Annotated in this window: 20 protein-coding genes and 1 riboswitch; of the genes, 10 read left to right on the top strand and 10 right to left on the bottom strand. The window is 74.8% G+C overall.

Annotated features, from left to right (window positions below; genetic code table 11):
* Positions 1-66 precede the first annotated feature (66 nt).
* The gene (locus AB2L28_RS17440; protein ID WP_370720259.1) at positions 67-711 is read right to left on the bottom strand and encodes a TetR/AcrR family transcriptional regulator; all 645 of its coding nucleotides are present in this window, start codon (positions 709-711) and stop codon (positions 67-69) included.
* Between the two features lie 120 nt (positions 712-831).
* Between AB2L28_RS17440 and AB2L28_RS17435 the strand changes: the two genes are divergently transcribed.
* Entirely contained in the window at positions 832-1,968 is a 1,137-nt protein-coding gene (locus AB2L28_RS17435) for an MFS transporter (protein ID WP_370720258.1), read from the top strand.
* 87 nt (positions 1,969-2,055) lie between these two features.
* Here the strand turns inward: AB2L28_RS17435 and AB2L28_RS17430 are convergent, their stop codons facing one another.
* On the bottom strand, positions 2,056-3,723 hold the full coding sequence (locus AB2L28_RS17430) for a GAF domain-containing protein (RefSeq protein WP_370720257.1): 1,668 nt from the start codon (positions 3,721-3,723) through the stop codon (positions 2,056-2,058).
* A gap of 328 nt (positions 3,724-4,051) precedes the next feature.
* Between AB2L28_RS17430 and AB2L28_RS17425 the strand changes: the two genes are divergently transcribed.
* Positions 4,052-4,810, top strand: coding sequence for a carbonic anhydrase (locus tag AB2L28_RS17425; RefSeq protein WP_370720256.1), 759 nt, complete (start codon positions 4,052-4,054; stop codon positions 4,808-4,810).
* Between the two features lie 140 nt (positions 4,811-4,950).
* Here AB2L28_RS17425 and AB2L28_RS17420 read toward each other — a convergent pair whose 3' ends face one another.
* From AB2L28_RS17420 to ppk2, 4 genes are all read right to left on the bottom strand, one after another.
* Positions 4,951-5,256, bottom strand: a complete 306-nt coding sequence (locus AB2L28_RS17420; RefSeq protein ID WP_370720255.1) for a DUF3349 domain-containing protein — start codon at positions 5,254-5,256, stop codon at positions 4,951-4,953.
* Between the two features lie 13 nt (positions 5,257-5,269).
* The gene (locus AB2L28_RS17415) at positions 5,270-5,569 is read right to left on the bottom strand and encodes a hypothetical protein (RefSeq protein WP_370720254.1); all 300 of its coding nucleotides are present in this window, start codon (positions 5,567-5,569) and stop codon (positions 5,270-5,272) included.
* A gap of 21 nt (positions 5,570-5,590) precedes the next feature.
* Positions 5,591-6,808, bottom strand: a complete 1,218-nt coding sequence (locus AB2L28_RS17410; RefSeq protein ID WP_370720253.1) for an inorganic phosphate transporter — start codon at positions 6,806-6,808, stop codon at positions 5,591-5,593.
* Positions 6,809-6,928: 120 nt separating this feature from the next.
* Positions 6,929-7,795, bottom strand: a complete 867-nt coding sequence (ppk2, locus tag AB2L28_RS17405; RefSeq protein WP_370720414.1) for a polyphosphate kinase 2 — start codon at positions 7,793-7,795, stop codon at positions 6,929-6,931.
* Positions 7,796-7,997: 202 nt separating this feature from the next.
* On the opposite strand from ppk2, the gene AB2L28_RS17400 reads away from it, so the two are divergent.
* The 3 genes from AB2L28_RS17400 to AB2L28_RS17390 all read left to right on the top strand — a co-directional run bounded on the left by AB2L28_RS17400 (position 7,998) and on the right by AB2L28_RS17390 (position 13,050).
* Positions 7,998-9,842, top strand: a complete 1,845-nt coding sequence (locus AB2L28_RS17400; protein ID WP_370720252.1) for a putative bifunctional diguanylate cyclase/phosphodiesterase — start codon at positions 7,998-8,000, stop codon at positions 9,840-9,842.
* Between the two features lie 575 nt (positions 9,843-10,417).
* The gene (locus AB2L28_RS17395; RefSeq protein ID WP_370720251.1) at positions 10,418-11,188 is read left to right on the top strand and encodes an ABC transporter ATP-binding protein; all 771 of its coding nucleotides are present in this window, start codon (positions 10,418-10,420) and stop codon (positions 11,186-11,188) included.
* A 47-nt stretch (positions 11,189-11,235) separates the two neighbouring features.
* Entirely contained in the window at positions 11,236-13,050 is a 1,815-nt protein-coding gene (locus tag AB2L28_RS17390; RefSeq protein WP_370720250.1) for an ABC transporter permease, read from the top strand.
* Positions 13,051-13,174: 124 nt separating this feature from the next.
* Here the strand turns inward: AB2L28_RS17390 and AB2L28_RS17385 are convergent, their stop codons facing one another.
* On the bottom strand, positions 13,175-13,840 hold the full coding sequence (locus AB2L28_RS17385) for a GntR family transcriptional regulator (protein ID WP_370720249.1): 666 nt from the start codon (positions 13,838-13,840) through the stop codon (positions 13,175-13,177).
* A gap of 31 nt (positions 13,841-13,871) precedes the next feature.
* Here AB2L28_RS17385 and AB2L28_RS17380 point away from each other — a divergent pair, with 31 nt between their 5' ends.
* Complete coding sequence (locus AB2L28_RS17380) at positions 13,872-15,059, top strand: MFS transporter (RefSeq protein ID WP_370720248.1); 1,188 nt, start codon at positions 13,872-13,874, stop codon at positions 15,057-15,059.
* Positions 15,060-15,089: 30 nt separating this feature from the next.
* Entirely contained in the window at positions 15,090-15,626 is a 537-nt protein-coding gene (locus AB2L28_RS17375; protein ID WP_370720247.1) for an SRPBCC family protein, read from the top strand.
* Between the two features lie 15 nt (positions 15,627-15,641).
* Here the strand turns inward: AB2L28_RS17375 and AB2L28_RS17370 are convergent, their stop codons facing one another.
* Both AB2L28_RS17370 and AB2L28_RS17365 read right to left on the bottom strand, forming a co-directional pair.
* Positions 15,642-15,956, bottom strand: coding sequence for a DMT family transporter (locus AB2L28_RS17370; RefSeq protein ID WP_370720246.1), 315 nt, complete (start codon positions 15,954-15,956; stop codon positions 15,642-15,644).
* An 11-nt stretch (positions 15,957-15,967) separates the two neighbouring features.
* Positions 15,968-16,031, bottom strand: a riboswitch (guanidine-III (ykkC-III) riboswitch).
* 69 nt (positions 16,032-16,100) lie between these two features.
* Positions 16,101-17,777 carry an alpha-keto acid decarboxylase family protein gene (locus AB2L28_RS17365; protein ID WP_370720245.1) on the bottom strand — a complete coding sequence of 559 codons (1,677 nt, stop codon included), beginning with the start codon at positions 17,775-17,777 and terminating at the stop codon, positions 16,101-16,103.
* A gap of 102 nt (positions 17,778-17,879) precedes the next feature.
* Between AB2L28_RS17365 and AB2L28_RS17360 the strand changes: the two genes are divergently transcribed.
* From AB2L28_RS17360 to AB2L28_RS17350, 3 genes are all read left to right on the top strand, one after another.
* Positions 17,880-18,335: an Lrp/AsnC family transcriptional regulator gene (locus tag AB2L28_RS17360; protein ID WP_370720244.1), complete on the top strand. Its 456-nt coding sequence runs from the start codon at positions 17,880-17,882 to the stop codon at positions 18,333-18,335.
* A 149-nt stretch (positions 18,336-18,484) separates the two neighbouring features.
* Entirely contained in the window at positions 18,485-20,530 is a 2,046-nt protein-coding gene (locus tag AB2L28_RS17355) for an alkaline phosphatase (protein ID WP_370720243.1), read from the top strand.
* Between the two features lie 139 nt (positions 20,531-20,669).
* Positions 20,670-21,242, top strand: a complete 573-nt coding sequence (locus AB2L28_RS17350) for a P-loop nucleotide/nucleoside kinase family protein (protein ID WP_370720242.1) — start codon at positions 20,670-20,672, stop codon at positions 21,240-21,242.
* Positions 21,243-21,522: 280 nt separating this feature from the next.
* Here the strand turns inward: AB2L28_RS17350 and AB2L28_RS17345 are convergent, their stop codons facing one another.
* Positions 21,523-21,885 (bottom strand): VOC family protein, encoded by a 363-nt coding sequence (locus AB2L28_RS17345; RefSeq protein WP_370720413.1) that lies wholly within the window; start codon positions 21,883-21,885, stop codon positions 21,523-21,525.
* Between the last annotated feature and the right edge of the window lie 13 nt (positions 21,886-21,898).

Here is a 21,898-nt window from a genome sequence, read left to right as displayed (position 1 = left end):
TCCCGCAGGGAGGGGACCGGAGTGGGACCGAGGTGGGACCGAGGGCACCGCGGGCGGGGTCCCCGCTCAGGACCCGGCGGGCCCGGCGAGGTGGCGCGTGACCGCACCGACGGCCAGCGCCCGCGCCGCCGACCGGGAGGCGGTGGCCGTGACGGCTCCCCGCGGCGCGATGGCGCGCCGCGCACGTGCGGCCAGCGCGCCGTCGTAGACGACCAGCAGTTCCGCCGCCAGCGCCGCCGGGTCCCGGGCGCCGGCCTCGGCGGCGCAGCGGTGCAGCCGGCCCGTGAGCAGTCCGGTGTCGGCCGCCAGCCACTCGTGCGCCGGGTGCTCCGGTTCCACGACCTCCACCGCCGCCGCCAGGAAGGCGCACCCGCGCGCCGCGTCCTGGACGTCCTGGAGGTCTTCGAGGGCGTCGAAGACCGACAGCAGCCGCGCCACGGGGTCGTCACCGGCCCGTTCCAGCGCCGCGTCCCAGACCTGCCGCCACCGCTCGTGGCGGCGTTGCAGGTAGGCGGTGACCAGGCCGTCCTTGCCGCCGAAGTGGGCGTAGAGCGTGGCCGGCGCGACGTGCGCGCGACGCAGGACGGCGTCGACCCCGGTGGCGGCGACCCCGTGCGCGTAGAACAGCTCCTCCGCGGCGTCGAGCAGCCGCGTGCGCGCCGAGCCCTCCTGCGGTCGTCCTCGTCCTGGTCTCGCGGGAGTCGTCGCCACGGGTCTACTGTAACGAGCGTTATGGTGAAACGATCGTTCTACCCAGCGCCCCGTCCCGCCGCGCGACCTCGCACCGGCGCACCACCGCCCCCGGCCCGGCAGCGGACGGGGCGCGCCGTCGTGGCCGCAGGAGCCGGCCTCATCGCCGTGACCTACGGGGTGGTCCGCTTCGGCTTCGGTCTGCAGCTGACCCAGCTGTCGGCCGAGTTCTCCCTCACCCCGACGCTCTCCGGGCTGATCGCCTCCGGCAGCTTCGCCGCCTACTGCGTGAGCGCCCTGACCGCCCGGCGGGTCACCGCTCACCGCGGAGCGCGGACGGTGCTGTGGCTGGCCACGGCCTCGGCCGTCGCAGGTGCCCTGCTCGTCTCGGTCGCCTGGACGGCCGCGGCCCTCGCCGCGGGGGTGCTGATCGCCGGCAGCGCGGCGGGAGCGGCCTCACCGGCCCTGGTCGTCGCGGTCTCGGCCACCGCACCCCCGCGGGCGGCCGACCGTCGTCAGGCCGTCGTCAACGCCGGCACCGGCGCCGGGGTCGTCGCGGCGGGGCTGGTGGCGCTGTTCGCCCCCTCGGCGTGGCGGCCGGTGTGGATCGCGGCGGCCGTCGCCGCGGTCGTGACGGCCGCGGTCGTGGACCGGCGCACGGACTGGCCGCGACCGGACGGCGCCGCGTCCACCGGCACGACCGCTGAGGAGGGTGGGACCTGGCGAGCCCTGCTGCGCCCGGTGCTGGCCGCCACGCTCGCCGGCCTGGGCAGCGCCGCCGTGTGGACGTTCGGGCGCGATCTGCTCACCACCGTCGGCGGTCTGCCCGAACGGACCACCGCGGTGCTGTGGGTGCTGCTCGGCGCGACCGCCGTCCTGGGGGCCCTCAGCGGCGACGCCGTGCGCGTGCTGGGGCTGCGCCGGACCTGGGTGCTGACCGTCGCGCTGTCGGCCGCGAGCACCTGCGGACTCGCCGCGGTGGCCGCCGACCCCGTGGCCGCCGGGGTGGCCGCCGCCGTGTTCGGCGGGTCGTACACCGCGCTGAGCGGAACGCTCATCGCGTGGGCCGGTGCCCTCCGCCCGCACCTGGCGGGTGCGACGACAGCCACCCTGTTCATCGCCCTGACCGCCGGGCAGGCCGTCGGGTCACCGCTGACCGGGTCGCTGACGGGCACGCTCGGCGCACCGGGCGCGTTCACGGTCTCCGCAGCGCTCCTGGCCTCGGCAGCGGTGGTCCTGCCCCGGACCGGCGGGGGGCGCGGGGCGCCTCGACGCTGATGCGGTCAGACCGCGGGCCAGGTCCGAGGTCGAGTGCCCGCCCCGCGGCGCCGCTCCTCCCGCTCGAGGCACCTCCCGCGCCCGGGGTCACGTCAGGACGGTGCGGGTGGTGGCCTCCTGCTCGGCCAGCACCCCCGCGATGAGGGACTGCCGCTGGTTGATCTCCTCCACCGCCGCGTGGATGCCGGCCAGGGACGTCACCACGGCCTGCACCCGGTCCTGGATCGTGGCGACCTTCCTGCTGACGTCGTCCGTGGCCCGTTCGGTCTGGCTCGACAGCTCCTTGACCTCCCCGGCCACCACCGCGAACCCCTTGCCCGCTTCTCCGGCCCGGGCCGCCTCGATGGTGGCGTTCAGGGCGAGCAGCTTGGTCTGGGCCGCGATGGACTGGATGGCCCGGACCACGTCGTCGATCTCGGTGCTGGCCTGCCCCAGCGCCGCGACCTGGCCGTTCGCCTCCTGCGCCAGCGACTCGCCCTGCGCGGCCACGTCGGCGGCGGAGGTCACGTTGCGCTCCACCTCGGCGATCGAGGCCAGCAGGTCACCGCCGGCCCGGTGCAGACGGGTCCCGGCCACGAAACGCTCCATCGCCTGCCCCACCAGGAACGCCGTGTTGCGCAACGCGCTCTCGCGGCTGGCCGACATGATCAGCGTCCGGGTGGCGAAGAAGTCCATCGTGCCGATGACCCGCCCACCGACCAGCACCGGCAGGCACACCCCGGACTTCACCCCCGCCCGCTGAGCCGCCGGGGCGCGCACGCAGTCGGTCATCTCCCCCAGGTCCTCGACGAACACGAAGTCCTGCTTGGCCCACGTCCGCCCCGACAGGCCCACGCCCTTGGCGAAGGACGCCGACAGCGTCACGCGGCGGAACTCCTCCCCGGCGTCACCGGACTCCAGCTCGAACCGCAACACCTGCGCGTCCTCGTCCAGGCGCCAGAAGGAGCCGTACTGCCAGTCGAAGTCCCGTCGGATCGTCTCCAGGGCGGTCCGCAGCGCGGTCTGCTCGTCGGCGGCGGTGGTGAGTTCCCGGATGACGGTGGACACCGCGTCCACGTCCTGGGCGGCCTTCTCCTGGCGCACGTTCTCGTGGACCCGTTCCAGCGCGTTGGAGACCAGGACGCCGACAGCGCGCAGGGCGTCCAGCCGCCCCTGGGAAGGGGTCAGTTCCTCGGTGGTGAAGAAGTCCATCGTGGCCACCACCCGGCCGCCCTCGACGATCGGGAAGCACACGCCGGACTTCACCCCCGCCCGCTGAGCGGCCGGAGCGCGCACGCAGTCGGTCACCTGAGCCAGGTCGGGCACGAAGACCAGATCGCGCGAACGCCAGGCGCGACCGGACAACCCCACACCTTCGGCGAAGGTCGCCGAGAGCGTCACCTCGCGGAACTCCGCCCCCGCGGTCCCGGACTCCTGGGCGAACCGCAGCGCACCGCGCCCGTGCTCGGCGGTGGGGTCCAAGGTCCAGTACGAACCGTAGGCCCAGCCGAACCGGTCCCGCACCGTCTCCAGCGCGATCCGCACCGCGTCGGCCGGGGTGGTGACCTGCGCCAGGGCGCGGACGACGTCGGCCAGCGCCGCGACGTCGGCGTCGCTGTCGGCCGCGTGCCGGGTCAGGTCGGCGATCACCGCCGCCTTGCCGCGCAACCTCGTGCGCGGCCTCGCCCCGGGGGCCCGGTCGGACGCGCCGCGCGGGGTCCGCGACGTCTGCTGCGACGTCTGCTGCGACGTGCTGGCCGTGGAGTTGGTGAACACAGGTACTCGGCTCCTCTCAGGGTGACGCGCCCCACCGGTTGGTGGATCGCTCAACGGGTCGGCGCTGACGCGCGCCGTCTTGAACGCTTCGTGAACCGTTCACTCGCGCGGCGGAACCCTCACCCCGTCGTCCCCCGCGGAGCCGGCCGCCGGTCGAGCACGACACCCGGCACGAGACGTCCACCCGACCACGACGGCGGTCACCGGTGAGACCGTTCGGGTCACGGGTCGAGGGCAAACGGGCGGACCCGGTCCTCGTGCCCTCAACCACCCCGCAGGGCCGGCCGAACACCGTCAGACAAGCGTCCGCACCGACGGAAGAAGCCTCATGACCTCCCCACTCGCCCCGTCCGACACCAACTGCGCCGCGCCCGCGACGACCGCGGCGGACACGGTGCCCTCGAACGACGACCCCCGCACGGCCGCCTGGATCAAGCTGCAGGACGGCAACCGCCGCTGGGCTCGCGGCAGCACCGACGCCGTCCACGCTCGCAGCCCGCAACGACGCGCCGACCTGGTCGCCGGGCAGACCCCCTTCGCCATGATCCTGTCCTGCGCGGATTCCCGGGTCCCGGCCGAGCTAGTCTTCGACCAGGGCCTCGGTGACCTGTTCGTGGTCCGCACCGCCGGTCACGCCGTCGACGACACCGTCCTGGGTTCCCTGGAGTACGCCGTCGCCGTCCTGGGCGTGGACCTGGTGCTGGTCCTGGGCCACGAGGGGTGCGGCGCGGTGGCCGCCACCGCGGCGGCCGTCCGGGGAGCCGACGCGCCGGGCGGGTACGTCCGCGGCATCGTCGAACGCCTCAGCCTGCACGTCGGCGCCGCCCACCACGCCGGCGTGCACGAGAACCTGGACCTCTCCCGCTGGCACGCCGGCGCCACGGCGGACCTGCTCCAGCAGCGCTCCAGCGTGCTGCGCGAAGCCGTCTTCCACGGCCAGGTCGCCGTCCGGGCCGCCACCTACGAACTGGGCAGCGGCCTGGTGGTCCCCGTCGGAACCCGGCCCGCGGCGGCGGACACCCGGGCCGCGGGTCTGGTCGGCACCCGCGAGGAGGCTCCCGCGTCCCCCCTCGTCCCCACCCCGTAGCCCCCGCCTCCGGCCGGCCACCGGTCAGGGCTCGGGCGGGCACGGTGGAGCAGGGACCACCGGGGGCCGCCGCGCACCGGGACGCCGCTCGCACCGGCGTCCCGGGGAGCTGCAGCCCGCGAGCGCCGGGACGAACCCCGTCAGAACGGGCGGTCGGCCAGCGGCCAGCCCCCGGCGGCGAGGTGGGAGGAGACGCGCGCGACGTCGGCCTCGGACGGCTCGTCGAGGGTCGCGGCGTTGACGAGGCGTTCGACGTCGGCGACCGTCGTCACCTCGCCCTGCCGGGCCAGCCCGACGATCTCGGCCGCGATCTCGCGGACCTCGGTGTCGGTGAGCCTGCGCCGCAGCAGACCGAGCAGCACGACGTAGTCCTGCTGCGGGACGCCGCTGGGGTAGCCGGCGCGCAACCACTCCAGGACGCGACCGGCGAGGGTCGTGGAGGTCACGGGTGGACTCCCCTCACCCGTCGACGACGGTCGGGTAGACGTGCTCGAAGCTCAGCACCTTGCCGAAGCCGCCGGCGACGATGAACGTGATGCCGAGGACCACCACCGCCACCACCACGGCGAAGCACACGACGGCGAGGACCTTGCCGACCGGGTGGCCGGGTGCGTGGTCCGTCTCGGCGTCGCCGCCGGCACCGTGGGCCATCGCGCGCACGCCGGCCGAGAACAGGACCGGCAGACCGGCGCCGAGCACCAGGGCGACCAGCAGGATCTTCCAGAGGGCGTCCCCGACGAGGACGAGGTTCTGCGTCACGCGTTCTCCTCCCGTTCGGGGTCAGACGGCGGCCGGGGCGCGCTCGGCACCCGCGGTCGCGTCCCACTCGTCGTTGACGTTGTCCGCGTGGACCGGGCTCTCGCGCGAGTGCCGGACGACGGCACTCGCGAAGGCGAGCAGCAGCAGGCTGATGACCAGCGCCCCGGCGACGCCGCCGCCGAGCGCGTGCCCGATCCACCAGGTGAGGGCGCCGACGAGACCGGCGGCCGGGAGGGTGATGACCCAGGCGACGACCATGCGCCCGGCGACCCGCCACCGGACGGTGGCGCCGGGTTTGCCGAGGCCCGCGCCCAGGACGGAACCGGTCGTCACGTGGGTCGTCGACAGCGCGAAACCCAGGTGGCTGGAGATGAGGATGACCGCACCCGACGACGCCTCGGCGGACATGCCCTGCGGCGGGGTGATCTCGATGAGGCCCTTGCCGAGGGTGCGGATGATGCGCCAGCCGCCGAGGTAGGTCCCGGAGGCGATCGCGAGGGCGCAGGCCCCCTTGACCCAGAACGGCACGGACCCGGTGTCGCTCCAGTGCCCGGAGGCGATGAGCGCGAGGGTGATGACGCCCATGGTCTTCTGCGCGTCGTTGGTGCCGTGGGCCAGGGAGACCAGGGAGGCCGAGCCGATCTGGCCCCAGCGGAAACCCTGGTCGGTGAATCGCTGCGCGACGCCGGAGACAACGCGGTGGACGAGCCAGGTGCCGACGGTCGCCACGACGCAGGCCAGCACCGGGGACGCGATCGCCGGGACGATGACCTTCCCGACGACGCCGTCGATCTTGGTGCCGTCGCCGTTCCAGTTCACGCCCGCCCAGCCGAGGCCGGCCACGGTCGCGCCGATGAGCCCGCCGAACAGGGCGTGCGAGGAGCTCGAGGGCAGGCCCAGCAACCACGTCAGCAGGTTCCAGGCGATGGCGCCGACGAGGCCGGCCAGGACGATGAGCAGGAGGGCGGACCCCCCGCCCTGCAGGAGTTCGGGTTTCGGTGACCCGTCGGAGTCCTGGATCTTCACGACGGCGTTGGTGACGGTGAGGGCGACCTCGACCGACAGGAACGCGCCGACGAGGTTGAGGATCCCGGAGAGAGCGACAGCCGTCTTGGGCTTGAGCGCTCCGGTGGCGATGGACGTGGCCATCGCGTTGGCGGTGTCGTGGAAGCCGTTGGTGAAGTCGAAGGACAGAGCGACCACCACGACCAGCACGAGGATGACGGTTGCGGTCTCCACGGGTGAGACGTTGCACCCCTCAGGTCGATCCGGGAACCCGGGAACGGGCCCGCCCCGGAGAGTTCACCGCGAGTTCACCCGATCCCGGGAACTCCTGGTGAACACCGGGCCGAGCGGGGGTCAACGGGCCGGGACCTCCGGGCGCCGGTCGGCCTCGAGGATGGTGCGGGCGTGCACGACGAGCAGCGGGTCGGGCTGCCCGACGACACCGGCGTCCTTGTCCGTGTAGTCGAAACGCGCCAGGACGTGCCGCATGGCGGCGAGCCGGGCTCGTTTCTTGTCGTTCGTCTTGACGACGGTCCACGGCGCGACGTCGGTGTCGGTGCGTTCGAACATCGCCTCCTTGGCCGCCGTGTAGTCGTCCCAGCGGTCCAGGCTCGCGAGGTCCATCGGGGACAGCTTCCACTGCCGCACCGGGTCGATCTGCCGGATGAGGAACCGGGTGCGCTGCTCGGCGCGCGTCACCGAGAACCAGAACTTCACGAGGTGGATGCCGTCGTCGACGAGCATCCGCTCGAACAGCGGGACCTGCGCGGTGAAGCGGTCGTACTCCTGCGGCGTCGCGAACCCCATGACGCGTTCGACCCCGGCACGGTTGTACCAGGAGCGGTCGAACAGGACGAACTCCCCGGCGGCCGGGAGGTGCTGGACGTAGCGCTGGAAGTACCACTGGGTGGCCTCGCGCTCGCTGGGCTTCTCCAGGGCCACGACCCGGGCACCGCGCGGGTTCAGGTGCTCCGTGAACCGCTTGATGGTCCCGCCCTTGCCGGCGGCGTCACGCCCCTCGCACAGGACGACGACCCGCTCCCCCGACTCCTTCAGCCACCGCTGGAGCTTCAGCAGCTCGATCTGCAGCAGCCGCTTGTCGCGCTCGTACTCGGCCCGGCCGAGCCGGGCCTCGTAGGGGTAGTCCTCCCGCCAGGTGTCGACGACATGGCCGTCGGCGAGCAGGAGTTCCGGTTCGTCCTCGTCGTCCCGGACGGACATGCCCAGGTCAGGGGTGAGTCGCACGGCTGGCACGGAACACCCGGACGGGCCTCGGGGGAGGTACTGCGGGTGGACCGGGGGTGAACGCGCGGCGAACACGTCCGGTGACGGCTCCCGTCCGGTCCTGGAGCAGCCGCCTCCGGGCACTCCCGGTAGCGTCCACACGACACCGTGTGCTGCTCGCCCGAACAGGTGGTTGAACGTGCCCCCAGGTGAACACCCGTCGACGAAGCTCGCGCCGGACGGCGCGGACGCCGAACGCGAGGACGTGACGATCATCGACGCAGTGGCGCTGAGTTCGCTGCCCGCCCGGTCCGCGACCTCGTTGTGGGAGTTGTCGACCCCCGCGTGGGTGGTGCCCGCGGCGATGACGTGCGGGCAGCTCGACGCCCGCTTCCGCGCCGGCCGACCGGCCGACTCCTCCAGCGTCGTGGTCGCCGGCCCGGGGTCGCAGCGGGTGGGTTCCGTCCAGCGCGGGCGCTTCGAACAGGCCATGAGCGGGCCCTACGGGTTCGGCCGGGCCCTGCTCACGCACCGGCCCGTCACCGCGGTCGCGGACGTCGACGGCGCGGTCCTGCCGGCCACCGCCTCGCTGGGCGAGGCCCTGGCCGCCGTCTTCGGACGGCCGGCGGACCGCCGCTACGACGACCTCCTCCTGCGGGACGGGGACGAGTGGCGGTGCCTGCCCGTCACGTCGGTCCTGGAGGCGGCGGCGTCGCGGATGGCGTGGCACGCCAGCCGCGACGCGCTCACCGGCCTGGCCAACCGCGGCGCGTTCTTCAGCCACCTGCAGCACCTGGTCCTCGCCGCCGCGAACGAGGGGGACGTGCGCGTCGGTGTCGTGTTCATCGACCTGGACCGCCTCAAGGCCGTCAACGACACCCACGGCCACGACGCCGGCGACCGCCTCCTGCGGTCCGTGGCCCGCCGGCTGCGAGCGGCCTCCCGACCCGACGACCTCGTCGCCCGCCTCGGCGGGGACGAGTTCGCCGTGGCCTGCCGGTTGCCGGAGACGTCACCGGGAGCGGCCGCGCGGGTGCTGCAGGCCCTCGCCCGCCGGCACCTGGACGCGGTGCGCCTCGTCGACGACGACCTGGCGGTGGGTGCCCGCAGCACGGCGAGCATCGGCGCCGCCCTGTCCGGTCCCCGGCTCGATGACGTCCAGGTCGACGCGCTCGTGCGCGAGGCCGACGTCGCGATGTACGCCGCGAAGCAGGCCGGGGGCGACCGCGTCGGCCCGGTGCAACGCGTCGAACCCGGGACCGCCCCGGACGGCGGTCTGGCGCGGGCGCTGGAGGCCGGGGAGGTGGTGCTGCACCACCAACCGATCGTCAGCGCCGTCGACGGCCGGGTGCTGAGCACGGAGGCCCTCGTCCGCTGGCAGCACCCCCGGGCCGGGCTGCTCGGGGCCGACCGGGTCCTGCGCGCGGCCCAGGAGGAAGGGCTCTCGGTCGCCCTCGACCTGCACGTCCTGGACCTGGCGCTGGCCGAGCACGCGCGCCGGCGGGACCACCCCGGCACCCCGGACCTCGTCAACGTCAACGTCTCGACCGCGACCCTGGAGTCGCCGACCTTCGACGAGGACCTGCTGCGGCTGCTGCACCGGCACGCCGTCCCCGCCGACCACCTCCGGCTGGAGCTGCCCGAGACGGCGTCCCTGAGCGCCGTCCAGGCCGCGGCCCCCCGGTTGCACCGCCTCGCGCGGGCCGGTGTCGCCCTCGTCGTCGACGACATGGGTGCCGGGGCGTCCAGCCTGCGGCACCTGTCGGTGTTCCCCGTGCAGGGCCTGAAGATCGACCGCTCGTTCGTCGCCGGGATGCTCACGCGGGACGGCGACCGCGCCGTCGTCGAACTGCTGACGAACCTCGGGGCGGGCCTCGGCCTGCGCGTCACCGCGGAGGGCGTCGAGACGGCCGAGCAGGCCCGGGAGCTGCGCCGGCTGGGTGTGGAGAGCCTGCAGGGCTTCCACATCGCCCGCCCCGCGCCGGCGGACGTCGTCTTCGCCCGGACCCCCGCGACGGTTCCTGCGAGCCGGTGCGTCCCCTGACGCTGCGACGGCGTTCAGCTCGGGGTCTGGACGCACGACGTCCGCAGCTGCTGCCGTCGCGCGGCGCATCGTCGGCGAGACGGGGCACCGCGTCGGGACGGGCGGTGAGGCAGGGGCAGCACCGGTCGACGGTTCATCGAGGAGCCGTGCGGTTCGGCCGGACCGGGCGGGTGTTCCGCCGGGTGTGCGGGATCCGGTGACGGACTCGACGCCGGGGTCGGCGCGGCGCGCCGTCCTCTCGCGGTCTCGGTGGGTGGGCGTCCGGGGGTAGCGCTGACGCTACCTCGGGTCTCTCCCCTGCAGGAGTGACCGGATCTCCGCCGCCCGCTGGACTGGACGTCGTCCCAGCGGCTCCCGATCTCGCGGAGGTCTTCGACGTGCCCGACTCGCTCACCCGCCCCCAGCGTGCCGGTGAACCTCGTCACGACGTGGGGGTTCGACCGGACCGGCAGAGCGTCCCGCTCGTGGTGCTGCTGCACGCCGGGGTCGGCGGCCGCGCACTGACCGGTCACCGGTGAGCGCCGCCGCTGCGAGTTCCCCCACCCCCCGCACCTCCCACTCAGCCAGGAGATCCCATGACCGTCCCCAGCACACCGGTCCGCAGCACGACGGTCCCCAGCACGACGGGCACCGCCTTGCTGCTCGAAGGCGTCACCAGGACCTATCCCGGCCCCGTGCCGGTCCACGCGCTGCAGGGCGTGTCGCTCGCCGTCGACCGGGGCTCGTTCACCGCCGTGATGGGCCCGTCCGGATCCGGCAAGTCGACACTGCTGCACGTCGCCTCGGGGCTCGACACCCCGACCGCCGGGCGCGTCGTCGTCGGCGGCACCGAGATCGACCGCCTGTCGCCGGACGCCGCCACCCGCTTCCGCCGGGACCACGTCGGCTTCGTGTTCCAGGGGTACGACCTGGTCCGCCACTTGACCGTCGCCGAGAACATCGGGCTGCCCCTGACCCTCGCCGGCCGCCGCGCCGAGCCCACGCGGGTCGCCGAGCTGCTCGAGTCGGTCGGCCTGCCCGGCACCGAGGACCGCCTGCCGGCGGAGCTGTCCGGCGGGCAGGCACAGCGCGTCGCCATCGCCCGCGCCCTCGTGTCGCAGCCCGACGTGCTGTTCGCGGACGAACCGACCGGTGCGCTCGACCGGGCCACCTCGGAGCGGACGCTGGCGCTGCTGCGCCACGTCGCGGACGGGCTCGGGCAGACCGTGGTGCTCGTCACGCACGACCCGGCCGCCGCCGCAGCCGCCGACCGCACCCTGTTCCTCGCCGACGGCCGCTTCCGCGGGGAACTCGAGGGCGCCACCGCCGGGCGGATCGCCGCCCGCCTGCTCGAGCTGGCGCGCTGACCGTGCGGGCTCTGCTGCGCTCCGTCTTCGTCACGCACCGTGCCGACATGGTCGGCACGGCCCTCGTCGCCGGCCTCGCCGCCGCCCTGCTCACGGGGACCGGCAGCTGGCTCCAGGCCGGCGCCGCCCCCGGGCTCGACGACCTCGCGACCGTCGCCGGCTCGTTCGCCGGGACCCTCGTCGTCATCGCGGCGCTCGTCGTCGCCGGCGTCTTCGGCGGTGCCGTCAGCCGGCGCCGGACCGACCTGGCCCTGCTGCGCGCCGTCGGCGCCACCGCGCGGCAGTTGCGGCGCTCCCTGACCGCCGAGGCGGTGCTCGTGGTCCTCACCAGTGCCGTGCCGGGCGCGGTCGCCGGGCTCGGCCTCGCCGTGCTCGCCGTGCCGCTCGTCGTCGCCGGCGGGCTCGCGCCCGCCGGCTGGGAACCGCCCCTGTCTCCGCTGCCCGTGCTCGGTGCGCTCGTCCTGCTGCTGCCCACCGGCATCGTCGCCGGCCGGCTCGCGACCCGGCGCGTGCTGCGGCTCAGCCCCGTGGAGGCGCTGCGCAGCGACGTGCAAGACGCGACCCGGCCCGTCTCGCGCGGGCGGCTGATCGCCGCCGGCGTCGTGGCGGTCGCCGGCCTCGGGGCCGCCGGGACGCCCGCCGTCGTCCCGGGAGTCGCGGGTGCGGCGGCGGGCGCCGGTTGCACGATCCTGCTGATCACCGCCGCAGCGCTCGCCGGTCCGGCCGTCGTGCACGCCCTCGCCGCACAGGCCGTGCGCGCCCGCGGCGCCCGCGGCGCCGCCAGCGCCCTCGCCCTCCTGAACGCCCGCGGCGCCGCCGCGCGGCTGTCCGCCGCGGTGATCCCGTTGGCGCTCCTGCTCGGACTCGGCGTCGTGCAGTCCGGTGCGAACGCGACGCTCGCCGCCGCCGCCCGGCAACAGCTGACCGCCGCCGTCCGGGGGGACCTCGTCGCCACGCCGACCGGCAGCGGTGCCGCGGCGCCCGACCGGCTCGCGGCCGTGGCCGGGGTGATGGCCGCGACACCCGGAGCGGCCGTCGCGGTCTCGGTGAACGTCTCGGCGCCCGACCCGGACCTGCCGGCCGCGGACGGCCTCGACTGGGAGCGGGCCGCAGCGACCGCGCTGCCCTCCGGCGCAGCGCTGCTCGACCCCGGCGTGCTCACCGGGTCCCTCGCGGACCTGCGAGAACCGGGCACCGTCGCCGTGAGCCGGGACCTCCTCGCGTTCAGCGGCACCGGCGTCGGGGACCGCATCCGGGTGCGGTTCGCCGGCGACCGGGAGGAGGAGCGGCGCGTGATCGCCGTCTACTCCCGCGGCCTCGGCGTCGGAGACCTGCTGCTCGGCGACGCGCCCGGCGCGCGGACGACCGCGGTGCTGCTGCAGACGGCTGACGGACGCGCCGACGACGTGCGCCGCACCGCCGCGGACCTCGGGTACGAGGTGGTCGGCACGGCCGAGCACGTCCGGTCGGCGACCGCCCCCGCCGACGCGGAGCAGCGGCTGTCCGTCGTCCTGCTGCTCGCCCTGCTCGCGCTGGTCGCGGTCGCCGCGGCGGTCGGGCTGGTCACCGCCACCGCCGCCCGGCGGCGGGAGTTCCTCCTGCTCGCCCGGATCGGCTCGACCCGTGGGCAGCTGCTGCGGACGGCCGCGATCGAGGCGGTCTTCGTCGCGGGGGCGGCGATCGTCGTCGGCACGGCTGCCGTGCTGCCCGGCCTGGTCAGCGCGGCGCAGGGGCTGCTGGGCGAGCCCGTGCCACGGTTCGACCTGCCGCTGACGGGCGGGCTGCTGGCCGTCGTGGTGCTGCTCACCGCCGCCACGGTGCTGCCGGCCGCCTGGTGGGCGACGAGACCGGACGAGCGGTGAACCGCGCGGTCGGGCAGCGGCGCCGGGAGGTCGCGCTGGACGTGGCGCAGCACGGGTGGTGCAGCGCGTTCGCCGAGGACCGGTCCGAGAACGACGAACGGCCCGGCCCGCCGGTGCGCCCGGTTCACCCGGTCCCCGCACGCACCCCGACGACGGCGACGCCGCGGCTGCGCAGGCCGAGGCGGTCGGCCTCGAGGTGGGCCAGGAGCCGGTCACGGGTGCCCCGGGCGTGCTCGCGGACGAGGGTCGCGGCACGGTCGGCGTCGCGGTCGCGGACGGCGGTGAGGATCGCGAGGTGCTCGGCGCGGGCCTGCTCGCGCGAGGCGCCCGAGCGCACCTCCAGCCACCTGGTGCGGGCGAGCCGGGTGAGCGTCCCGTCGACGGCACCGGCGAGGAAGTCGTTGCGGGACAGACGAGCCAGGGCGACGTGGAACTGCGCGCCGTCGCGCAGCCCGGTCACGGCGTCCTCGGCGGGCGACTGCGCGAGCACCTGCACCGCGTCCAGCTCGGCGTCGGTGGCGCGCTCGACGGCGAGCGCGACGGCTCCGCGCTCGACGACCTCGCGGTGCTCCACGACCGCGCGCACCTCGTCGAGGTCCAGCGGGGCCACGCGCCAGCCGCGGCCGTCCCGCACGGTGAGCCCGTCGTGGGCGAGCTGCACCAGGGCGGCGCGGACGGGCGTCCGCGATGCGCCGGCGAGGGTCTCCAGCCCGCGTTCGCTGAGCGGCTGACCGGGCAGCAGCTCCATCGTCAGCACGGCCCGCCGGATCAGCTCGTACGCGTCGCCCACGTGAGTCCCCCGAGTGGTATACCAAGTTGGTGTGCCAACCTACACCGACGTCGCCGTCCCGCGGGCCGCGTGGCGGGTGCTCGGTCTCGGCGTCGCCGCGCAGGCCGCCGGGACCTTCCTCGTGAGCACGCCGGTGTACCTCATCCCGCTCCTGCACGAGCGCGACGGCCTGTCCCTGTCCCGCGCCGGGACCCTGGCCGCCGCCCCGACCTTCGGCATGGTCCTGACGCTCGTGGCCTGGGGCGCGCTGGCCGACCGGTTCGGGGAGCGCTGGGTCATCGCCGGCGGGCTCGCGCTCACCGCGGTGCCCGCCCTGGTCGCCGCCCCGGTCGGCGACCTCGTGCTGCTCGGCGTCCTGCTCGCCGTGGCCGGAGCCGCCTCGGCGAGCACGAACGCCGCCAGCGGGCGGGTCGTCGTGGGCTGGTTCCCGGCACGGCGGCGCGGACTGGCGATGGGCGTCCGGCAGGTCTCCCAGCCCCTCGGGGTGGCGATGGCCGCCGTCGTCGTCCCCCCGCTCGCCGCGCGCCACGGCACCGGGGCTCCGCTCCTCCTGGCCGGCGCGGGGCTGCTCGTCCTCGCCGTCGCGTGCGCGGTGGGCGTCCGCAACCCGCCGCGGGCCACCCGCACGCGGGCGGCCCCGACGCCGAACCCCTACCGCCGCGACGGGTTCCTCTGGCGCGTCCACGCCGTCTCGCTGCTGCTGGTGGTCCCGCAGTTCACGCTGTCGACGTTCGGCCTCGTCTGGCTGACCGTCGGCCTCGGCTGGGGCGCCACCCCGGCCGGGATCCTCGTCGGGGCGGCGCAGTTCGTCGGCGCCGTGGGCCGCATCGCCGTCGGCGCGCTCAGCGACCGCGTCGGCAGCCGGGTGCGGGTGCTGCGCTGGGTCGCGGTCGGCGGGGTGATCGCGCTCGTCGCGCTGGCGCTCAGCGGCACCAGCCACGTTCGGCTGCTCACGGGGGCCGTGCTCGTCCTCGCGACGGCCGTCTCGGTCGCGGACAACGGACTGGCGTTCACGTCGGTCGCCGAGGCGGCCGGGTCGCGCTGGTCCGGGCGGGCGCTGGGCGTGCAGAACACCGGCCAGTTCCTCGCCGCCTCCGCGGTCGGTCCCGGGATCGGTGCGCTCGTCCCGCTCGTCGGGTTCGGCGGCGCGGTCGCCCTCGTCGCCCTGGCCCCGCTGGTGGCGCTGCCCCTGGTCCCCCGCCGCGACGCCCACGCCTGAGCACCCCGGGGCGTCGGGGAGGATGGGCACGTGGAACTCCTCGGGAACGCCGTCCTGCACGGCGGGGAACGCGCGACCCTGCGGCTGGCGCGCGAGTACCCGCACTCCGTCGCGACGCTGTGGACGGCGTTGACCGACCCGGCCCTGACCCGCCTGTGGTGGGCCGACCTGCGCGCCGACCTCCGCCCCGGTGGCGAGTTCTCCCTGGAGTGGCTCACCGGGCCGCCGGGGGAACTGGAGTGGTGGTCCGGGCAGATCACGGCGTTCGACCCGCCCCGGCTGCTGGAGCACACGAACTCCGAGCACGGTCTGCTCCGGTGGGAACTCGAACCCCTCGACGTCGGCGCCCTGCGCGCCCGCACCCGGCTGCGGCTGACGAACGACCTCGAGGGCGAGGACGCGTGGGTCCCCATGTCCCTCGCCGCCTGGCACCTGCACCTCGACCAGCTCGAGGTCGCCCTCGAGGGCGGGTCGGTGGACTGGAGCGCCTGGGGGACGGCGACGAACCTGCGGCTGCGGGAACTGCGGGCGGCCTACGCCGCCCACCTGCCGGGCCTCGGGGGCTGACACCCCGCCCGGCGCTCAGTTCACCAGCTTGAGCCCCACGACGCAGCCCACCAACCCGAGGATCAGCAGGACCTTCACCAGCGACACGGCTTCGACCCCCGTCGCCATCGCGTAGCCGACGGTCAGCGCCGCGCCGATCCCGACCCACACCGCGTACGCGGTCCCGGTCGGGATGGAGCGCATGGCGAACGCGAGGCCCGCCATGCTGAGGACGACGGAGACGGCGAACACCGCGGTCGGCCAGGGGCGGCTGAAACCCTCCGACCTGCCGAGGGCGCTGGCCCAGACGGCTTCCAGCACACCGGAGACGACGAGGACGATCCAGGACACGACGGGTTCCTCCCCCACCGTCTTGTCGCGGACCGGGTACGGCGGACTCGTCCGGTCGCCGGTCACCGGCGCTGGGTCCAGGTTCTCCCGCGGCGACGGCCGGGTCAAACCGGCCGGGTCGGCGCGCGGCGCGCGGGCGGGTGCTCAGCGCACCGACCGCGCGAGCTGCACGAGGGAGTCCGGGGCGTCGTCGCGCGGCAGGAGCAGTTCCACGAAGTGCGCGTGCCCGCCGCCGGACTCCCGGTCGGCGCGGACCTTGGCGAGGACCTCGACGAGGTCGGCGGGCGTGCGGGCCCGGAACACGGGCGTCCCGGGGGCGCCGAGGGCCGCGGGCAGCCGCGTCCAGTCCCACTCCACGACGTCCTGGTACGGCGCCTCGGGGCTGCGGATGGCGCGTTCGACGGTGTAGCCGGAGTTGTTCACGAGCAGCACCGTCGGGGTCAGCCCGAGCGTCAGCAACCGTCCGAGTTCCTGGATCGTGAGCTGGGCCGACCCGTCCCCGATGACGAGGACCGTCTCCCGATCCGGTGCGGCGAGCATCGCGCCCAGGGTGGCCGGCAGGGTGTAGCCGATCGAGCTCCACACCGGCTGCCCCAGCAGGTCGCACCCGTCGGGCAGCGTGAGTTCGAGCGCGCCGTAGAACGACGTCCCGGCCTCGGCGACGACGAGGGTCCCGGGGGCCAGCCACCCCTGCAGCAGCGGCCACAGGTCGGCGTGGGTGAGCGGTCCGTCGGGGTCGGCGGGGACGTGCTCGGCCACCGGTGCGACGGCGCGGCGCGGCAGCGGCGCGGGCCGCGGGGACCGGGCCTCGAGCACCTCCTCGAGGATGCGCAGCGACTCCTCCAGGAACAACCCGTAGAACGCGGCCCCGGCGATCCGGGCGTGGTCCAGGTGCAGGTCGACCGCGGCGTCGGGCTCGAAGCCGTGGGTGAAGGACCCCGTGAGGAAGTCGGTCATGACCACGCCCGCCAGGACCAGCGGCCGGGCCCCGTCGACGCGCCGGCGGGTCTCGGGGTCGCGGGTGAAGGTGCCGGCGTAGACGCCGAGGTTCGCCGGGTGCGACTCGTCGAGCATCGCCTTGGACGCCGACTGCGTCGCGATGCGGACGCCGTTCTGCGCGGCCAGCGCGCGCACGCGGTCCTCCAGGTGGCGGCGGTGCAGCCGCGGCCCGGCCAGGACGGTGACCTCCCCGGCCCCGCCGAGGAACTCGGTGAGGGCCTCGCGGAACTCCTCGGCGACGGCGGGGTCGCTGCGCAGGACGCGCAGCGGCCGCGCCAGCGGGGCGGCCGAGACCTGCGCCACGGCGACGTCGGCGGGGATCCCGAGGTAGACGGGCTGGGAGGACCCGACCGCGGTGAGCAGGGCCCGGTCGATCGCGGTGCACGCGTTCTGCGCGCGCACGACGACGGCCGACGCGCTGACCTCCGCGGCGATCCGCACGAAGTGGCCGAAGTCGCCGTCGGCGAGGGAGTGGTGCAGCAGGGCCCCGTCGGCCATCGCGCGCGTGGCGGGCAGGCCCACGACGTGCACGACGGGGACGTCCTCGGCGCGGCTGCCGGCCGTGGCGTTGACGGCGGACAGCTCCCCCACGCCGAAGGTCGTGACGAAGGCGGCCGGCCCGCGTCGCAACCGAGCGTGACCGTCGGCGGCGTAGCCGGCGTTCAGCTCGTTGCTCGACCCGACCCACCGCAGCCCCGAGCCGCCGAGCATCTCGTCGAGCAGCCCGAGGTTGAAGTCCCCGGGCAGGCCGAACAGGTGGCGCAGTCCGAGCTGCTCCAGGCGGCGGGCGAGGTAGGTGCCGACGGTGACGGTGGGGGTCATGGGACCGATGACACGGCACCCGGTCGGAACGTACAAGAGACACGCGCCACGTTGGTCGATCCGACCAGTCCGGTCGCGGATCACGCGCATAGGCTGGTCGACGTGACCACTCTCGACGACACGGACCGGCGCATCCTCCTCGCGCTGGACCGCGACCCGCGGGCGACCGTGGCCCAGCTCGCGCTGACCCTGGGACTGGCCCGCGGCACCGTCCACAGCCGACTGGAACGCCTGGGCGCCGAACGGACGCTGCGAGCGAACTCGACCCGCCTGGACCCCGGACGGGTGGGGCTGCCGATGCGGGCGGTGGTGACAGCGGGTGTCGAGCAGAGCGAGTTCACCGGGCTCGTCGAGGACATCGCGCGCATCCCCGAGGTGGTCGAGTGCCTGGGGATCTCCGGCGACTCCGACCTCATGATCCAGATCGCGGCCCGCGACGCCGACCACGTCTACGACATCACCCAGCGGATCATGCGCTGCCGCGGCATCCGGCGGACCTCGACGTCCATCGTGCTGCGTGAGCTCCTGGGGTACCGGATGGACCACCTGCTCGCCTGAGTGCGCCGTCGGAGCGTGTTGCTCGGGGCACCCACCATGCACGCGACGTTCGCGGTGAGTTCGCCCGCGGTTCCCCGGGCCCTGCCAGCTTGTGCCTGCCCCCGGAGCCGGCGCCCAGCGCCGGAGGAACCCCCGACGAGAGGACCCCCGTGTCCGACACGCAGAACACCCCGAACGAGGACGCCCCGCAGGAACGGCGCGGGTTCTTCACCCGCCGCGGCCTGCTCGGCACGGGCGGTCTGGCGACCGCCGTCGTCTTCGGCAAGGGTCTGGTCGACGCCTCCTCGGCGTCCGCCGCCCCGGCCTACGTCCCGGCCCAGCTCCACGTCAAAGACGCGCACTTCGGCACCACGGTCCGCCGCATCACCCGGGCCGCCACCACCGGCAGCGCCGTGCGGATCCTGCCCATCGACCGCGCGAAGTTCCAGGTCGGCGCCACCTTCGACCTGCGCGTCGAGGCCACCGGGGTCGACCCCGAGACGACGAAGGTCGTCGTCAAGGTCAGCGACGGCCAGGGTCCGGCCCCGCTGCTCAGCCCCGCCCCCGTCCGCACCAGCTCGGCGCCGGACTCGGTGGAGGTCACGTTCAAGAACCTCCTCTACCCCGCCGCCGGCACCTACCGCATCGCCGCGGCCGTCACCTCCCTGAACGGGTCGGCCGCCCAGGAGGTCGTGCACGAGGTCGTCCTGTCCGAGGCGAAGGGCGAGAAGGCCAAGAACGTCATCTTCTTCCTCGGCGACGGCATGGGCCAGGCCGCCATCACCGGCGCCCGGATCCTGTCCAAGGGCATCGTGCAGGGCAAGTACTCCGCCCTGCTCGAGATGGACACGATGGAGCACCGCGGGAACGTCACCACCTCGGGCATGGACTCCATCGCGACCGACTCGGCGAACTCGATGTCGGCCTACATGACCGGCCACAAGTCGGCCGTCAACGCGATGGGCGTCTACCCCGGGAACTCCGAGGACCCGGCGGCCAGTCCCCACGTCGAGACGATGGCCGAGGTCCTCAAGCGGGCCCGCGGCATGTCCATCGGCATCGTCACCACCGCCGAGGTCCAGGACGCCACCCCGGCCGCGGTGTTCGCGCACACGCGCCGCCGATCCGAGTACGTCAGCATCATGGACCAGGCCCTCGAACCCGGTCAGATGCCCGACGTGTTCATGGGCGGCGGCCGGGCCACCTTCCTCCCGCAGTCGGAGAAGGGGTCCCGGCGCAAGGACGACCGCAACCTCATCGAGGAGTTCAAGGACAAGGGTTTCGCCTACGCGGGGACCCGCACCGAGCTCGCCGCCGTCATGGCCGCCGGGACCCCGGACAAGCTGCTGGGCACCTTCACCCTCGGCCACCTCAACGTCTACCTCGACCGCCAGGTCACCCCGGACCCGAAGGTGCTCGGCGACTTCCCCGACCAGCCCGGTCTGGTGGAGATGACCAAGGCCGCGCTGAAGGTGCTGGAGAAGAACGACGAGGGGTTCTTCCTCATGGTGGAGGGCGCCTCCATCGACAAGTCCGAGCACCCCCTCGACGGACCGCGCGCGGTCTACGACACGATCGAGCTGGACCAGGCCCTGGCCGCCGCGAAGGAGTGGGCGAAGGACCGCGACGACACCCTCGTCGTCATCACCGCCGACCACAACCACGCCATGAGCATCGCCGGGACGCACACCCTCTCCAAGGAGGGTTCACCCGCGCGACAGCAGAACGGCGTGTACGCCGACGCCGGGTTCCCGACCTACGTCGACTCCGACGGCGACGGGTTCCCCGACGACCCGAACCCGGACGTGCAGCTGTTCTTCGGCTGGTCCAACCACCCGGACCACCCGGACGACTTCGCCCACAACGCCGTCCTGGCGCAGCCGGCCCTGGAGGACCCGGTGACCGAGCGGGCCTACCCGAACCCCGCCCGCGACCCCGGTTCCGTCGTCCAGATCGGCAACCTGCCGCTGGAGGAGACGAACTGCGTGCACACCGTCGAGGACGTCTTCATCGGTGCCTCGGGTCCCGGTTCGCAGGGTTTCGCCACGCTGCTGGACAACACCGAGGTGTTCCACGCCATCTGCGCCGCGATCGGGCTGCAGATCCCGACGTACTCGCTGAAGGGCACCGCCGGCAGGCTCGCCGAGACCGAGGTGGCCGCCACCGCCGCCCCGGCGTCGGCTCCCGCCGCGACGACGGGCGCGCTCGTCAGCTGACGCACCCCCACCCGCCCGCGGGAGGAGGCCTCGTCGCCTCCACGGTGTCGATGATCGACCCCGTGGAGGCGACGACGACCACGGCGCGCCGGCGCGGAACCCCGTCGCGCTGGTGACCCGGGCGGGGCAGGGTGGGCTCGTGGCCACCGCGTTCCTCCTCGTCGGGCTCCCCGCCGCGGGGAAGACGAGCCGCGCCCGCGTCCTGGAGCGAGAGCGCCCCGCGCTGCGCCTGACCACCGACGCCTGGGTCCTGCGGCTGTTCGGCGGGGCGAACCCCGCGCCGGAACGCGACGTCGTCGAGGGGTTGCTGCTCACCACGGGTCTGCGGGCCGCCGCGCTCGGCGTCGACGTGGTCCTCGACTTCGGGTTCTGGTCGCGCGACGAGCGCGACGCCCTGCGGCACGTCTTCGGTGCCGCAGGGGTCTCCTGCGTCGTCGAGCACCTGGTCGTCGAGGCCGACGTCCAGCGCGGGCGCGTGGCGCGCCGGTGGCGGGAACGGCCGCAGGACACCTTCCCCATCTCCGACGACGAGCTCGTCGAGTGGCGGGCCTCCTTCGAGGCGCCCGACGAGTCCGAGCTCGCCGGCGGGCCGGTCCCCGCACCTCCCGCCGGGCAGACCTGGGCCGACTGGGCGAGCGGTCGCTGGCCCGGCTTCGACCCCACGGTCGGGACGTTCCCGCGTGTGACCCAGGACACGCCCGAACGGGTGTAACGCTCACGTCGGCCGCAGCGATGTCGCGGGTGAGTCCGGGGGGCGTGTCCTGGTCGGGGGGCCTGGCGGCGCGACGGACTCGGGGGGAACGCAGTGCGCAAGGCCTGAGTCCGGCGGTCGGGGGGTCGACAGCCGGACGGTCGAACCCGGGAGTCCGGGGGGTGCGTCCCGACCGGGGGGTCGGACAGGACGCATCGGACTCGCGGGCGTAGGGGTGACAGCCTGGTGGCCGGGGGGTCGGCCACCAGGCAACCCCTTCCGACGTGTCAGCCTCTCCCGGTCAGTCCGGCAGGTAGAGGCAGAACAGGTGCCCGTGCGGGTCGCGCAGGACGCGCACCGCCTCCTGCGGCTGGAACTCCTCCACCTCAGCCCCGCCCGAGACGGCGTGCGCCACAGCCGCTTCCAGGTCGTCCACCGCGATGTCGAGGTGGTCCTGCACCTGCTGCTCACCCTGCGCCGCCGGCCAGGCCGGCCGGGCGTACCGGGACTCGCGCTGGAACGACAGCCCCTGCCCCTCCGAGCCCCGCAGGACCACCCAGTCCGGGTCCTCCGACACCGTCTCGAAGCCGAGCAGGTGGCGGTAGAACCGCGCCAGGGCCGGCGGATCGGGGGTGTCGAGGACGGTCGCGGTCAGCCGGAGCATCGTCACCGGGCCA

The sequence above is a fragment of the Kineococcus mangrovi genome (assembly GCF_041320705.1).
GTDB lineage: Bacteria > Actinomycetota > Actinomycetes > Actinomycetales > Kineococcaceae > Kineococcus > Kineococcus mangrovi.
This window is presented reverse-complemented; position numbering and strand designations above follow the sequence as displayed.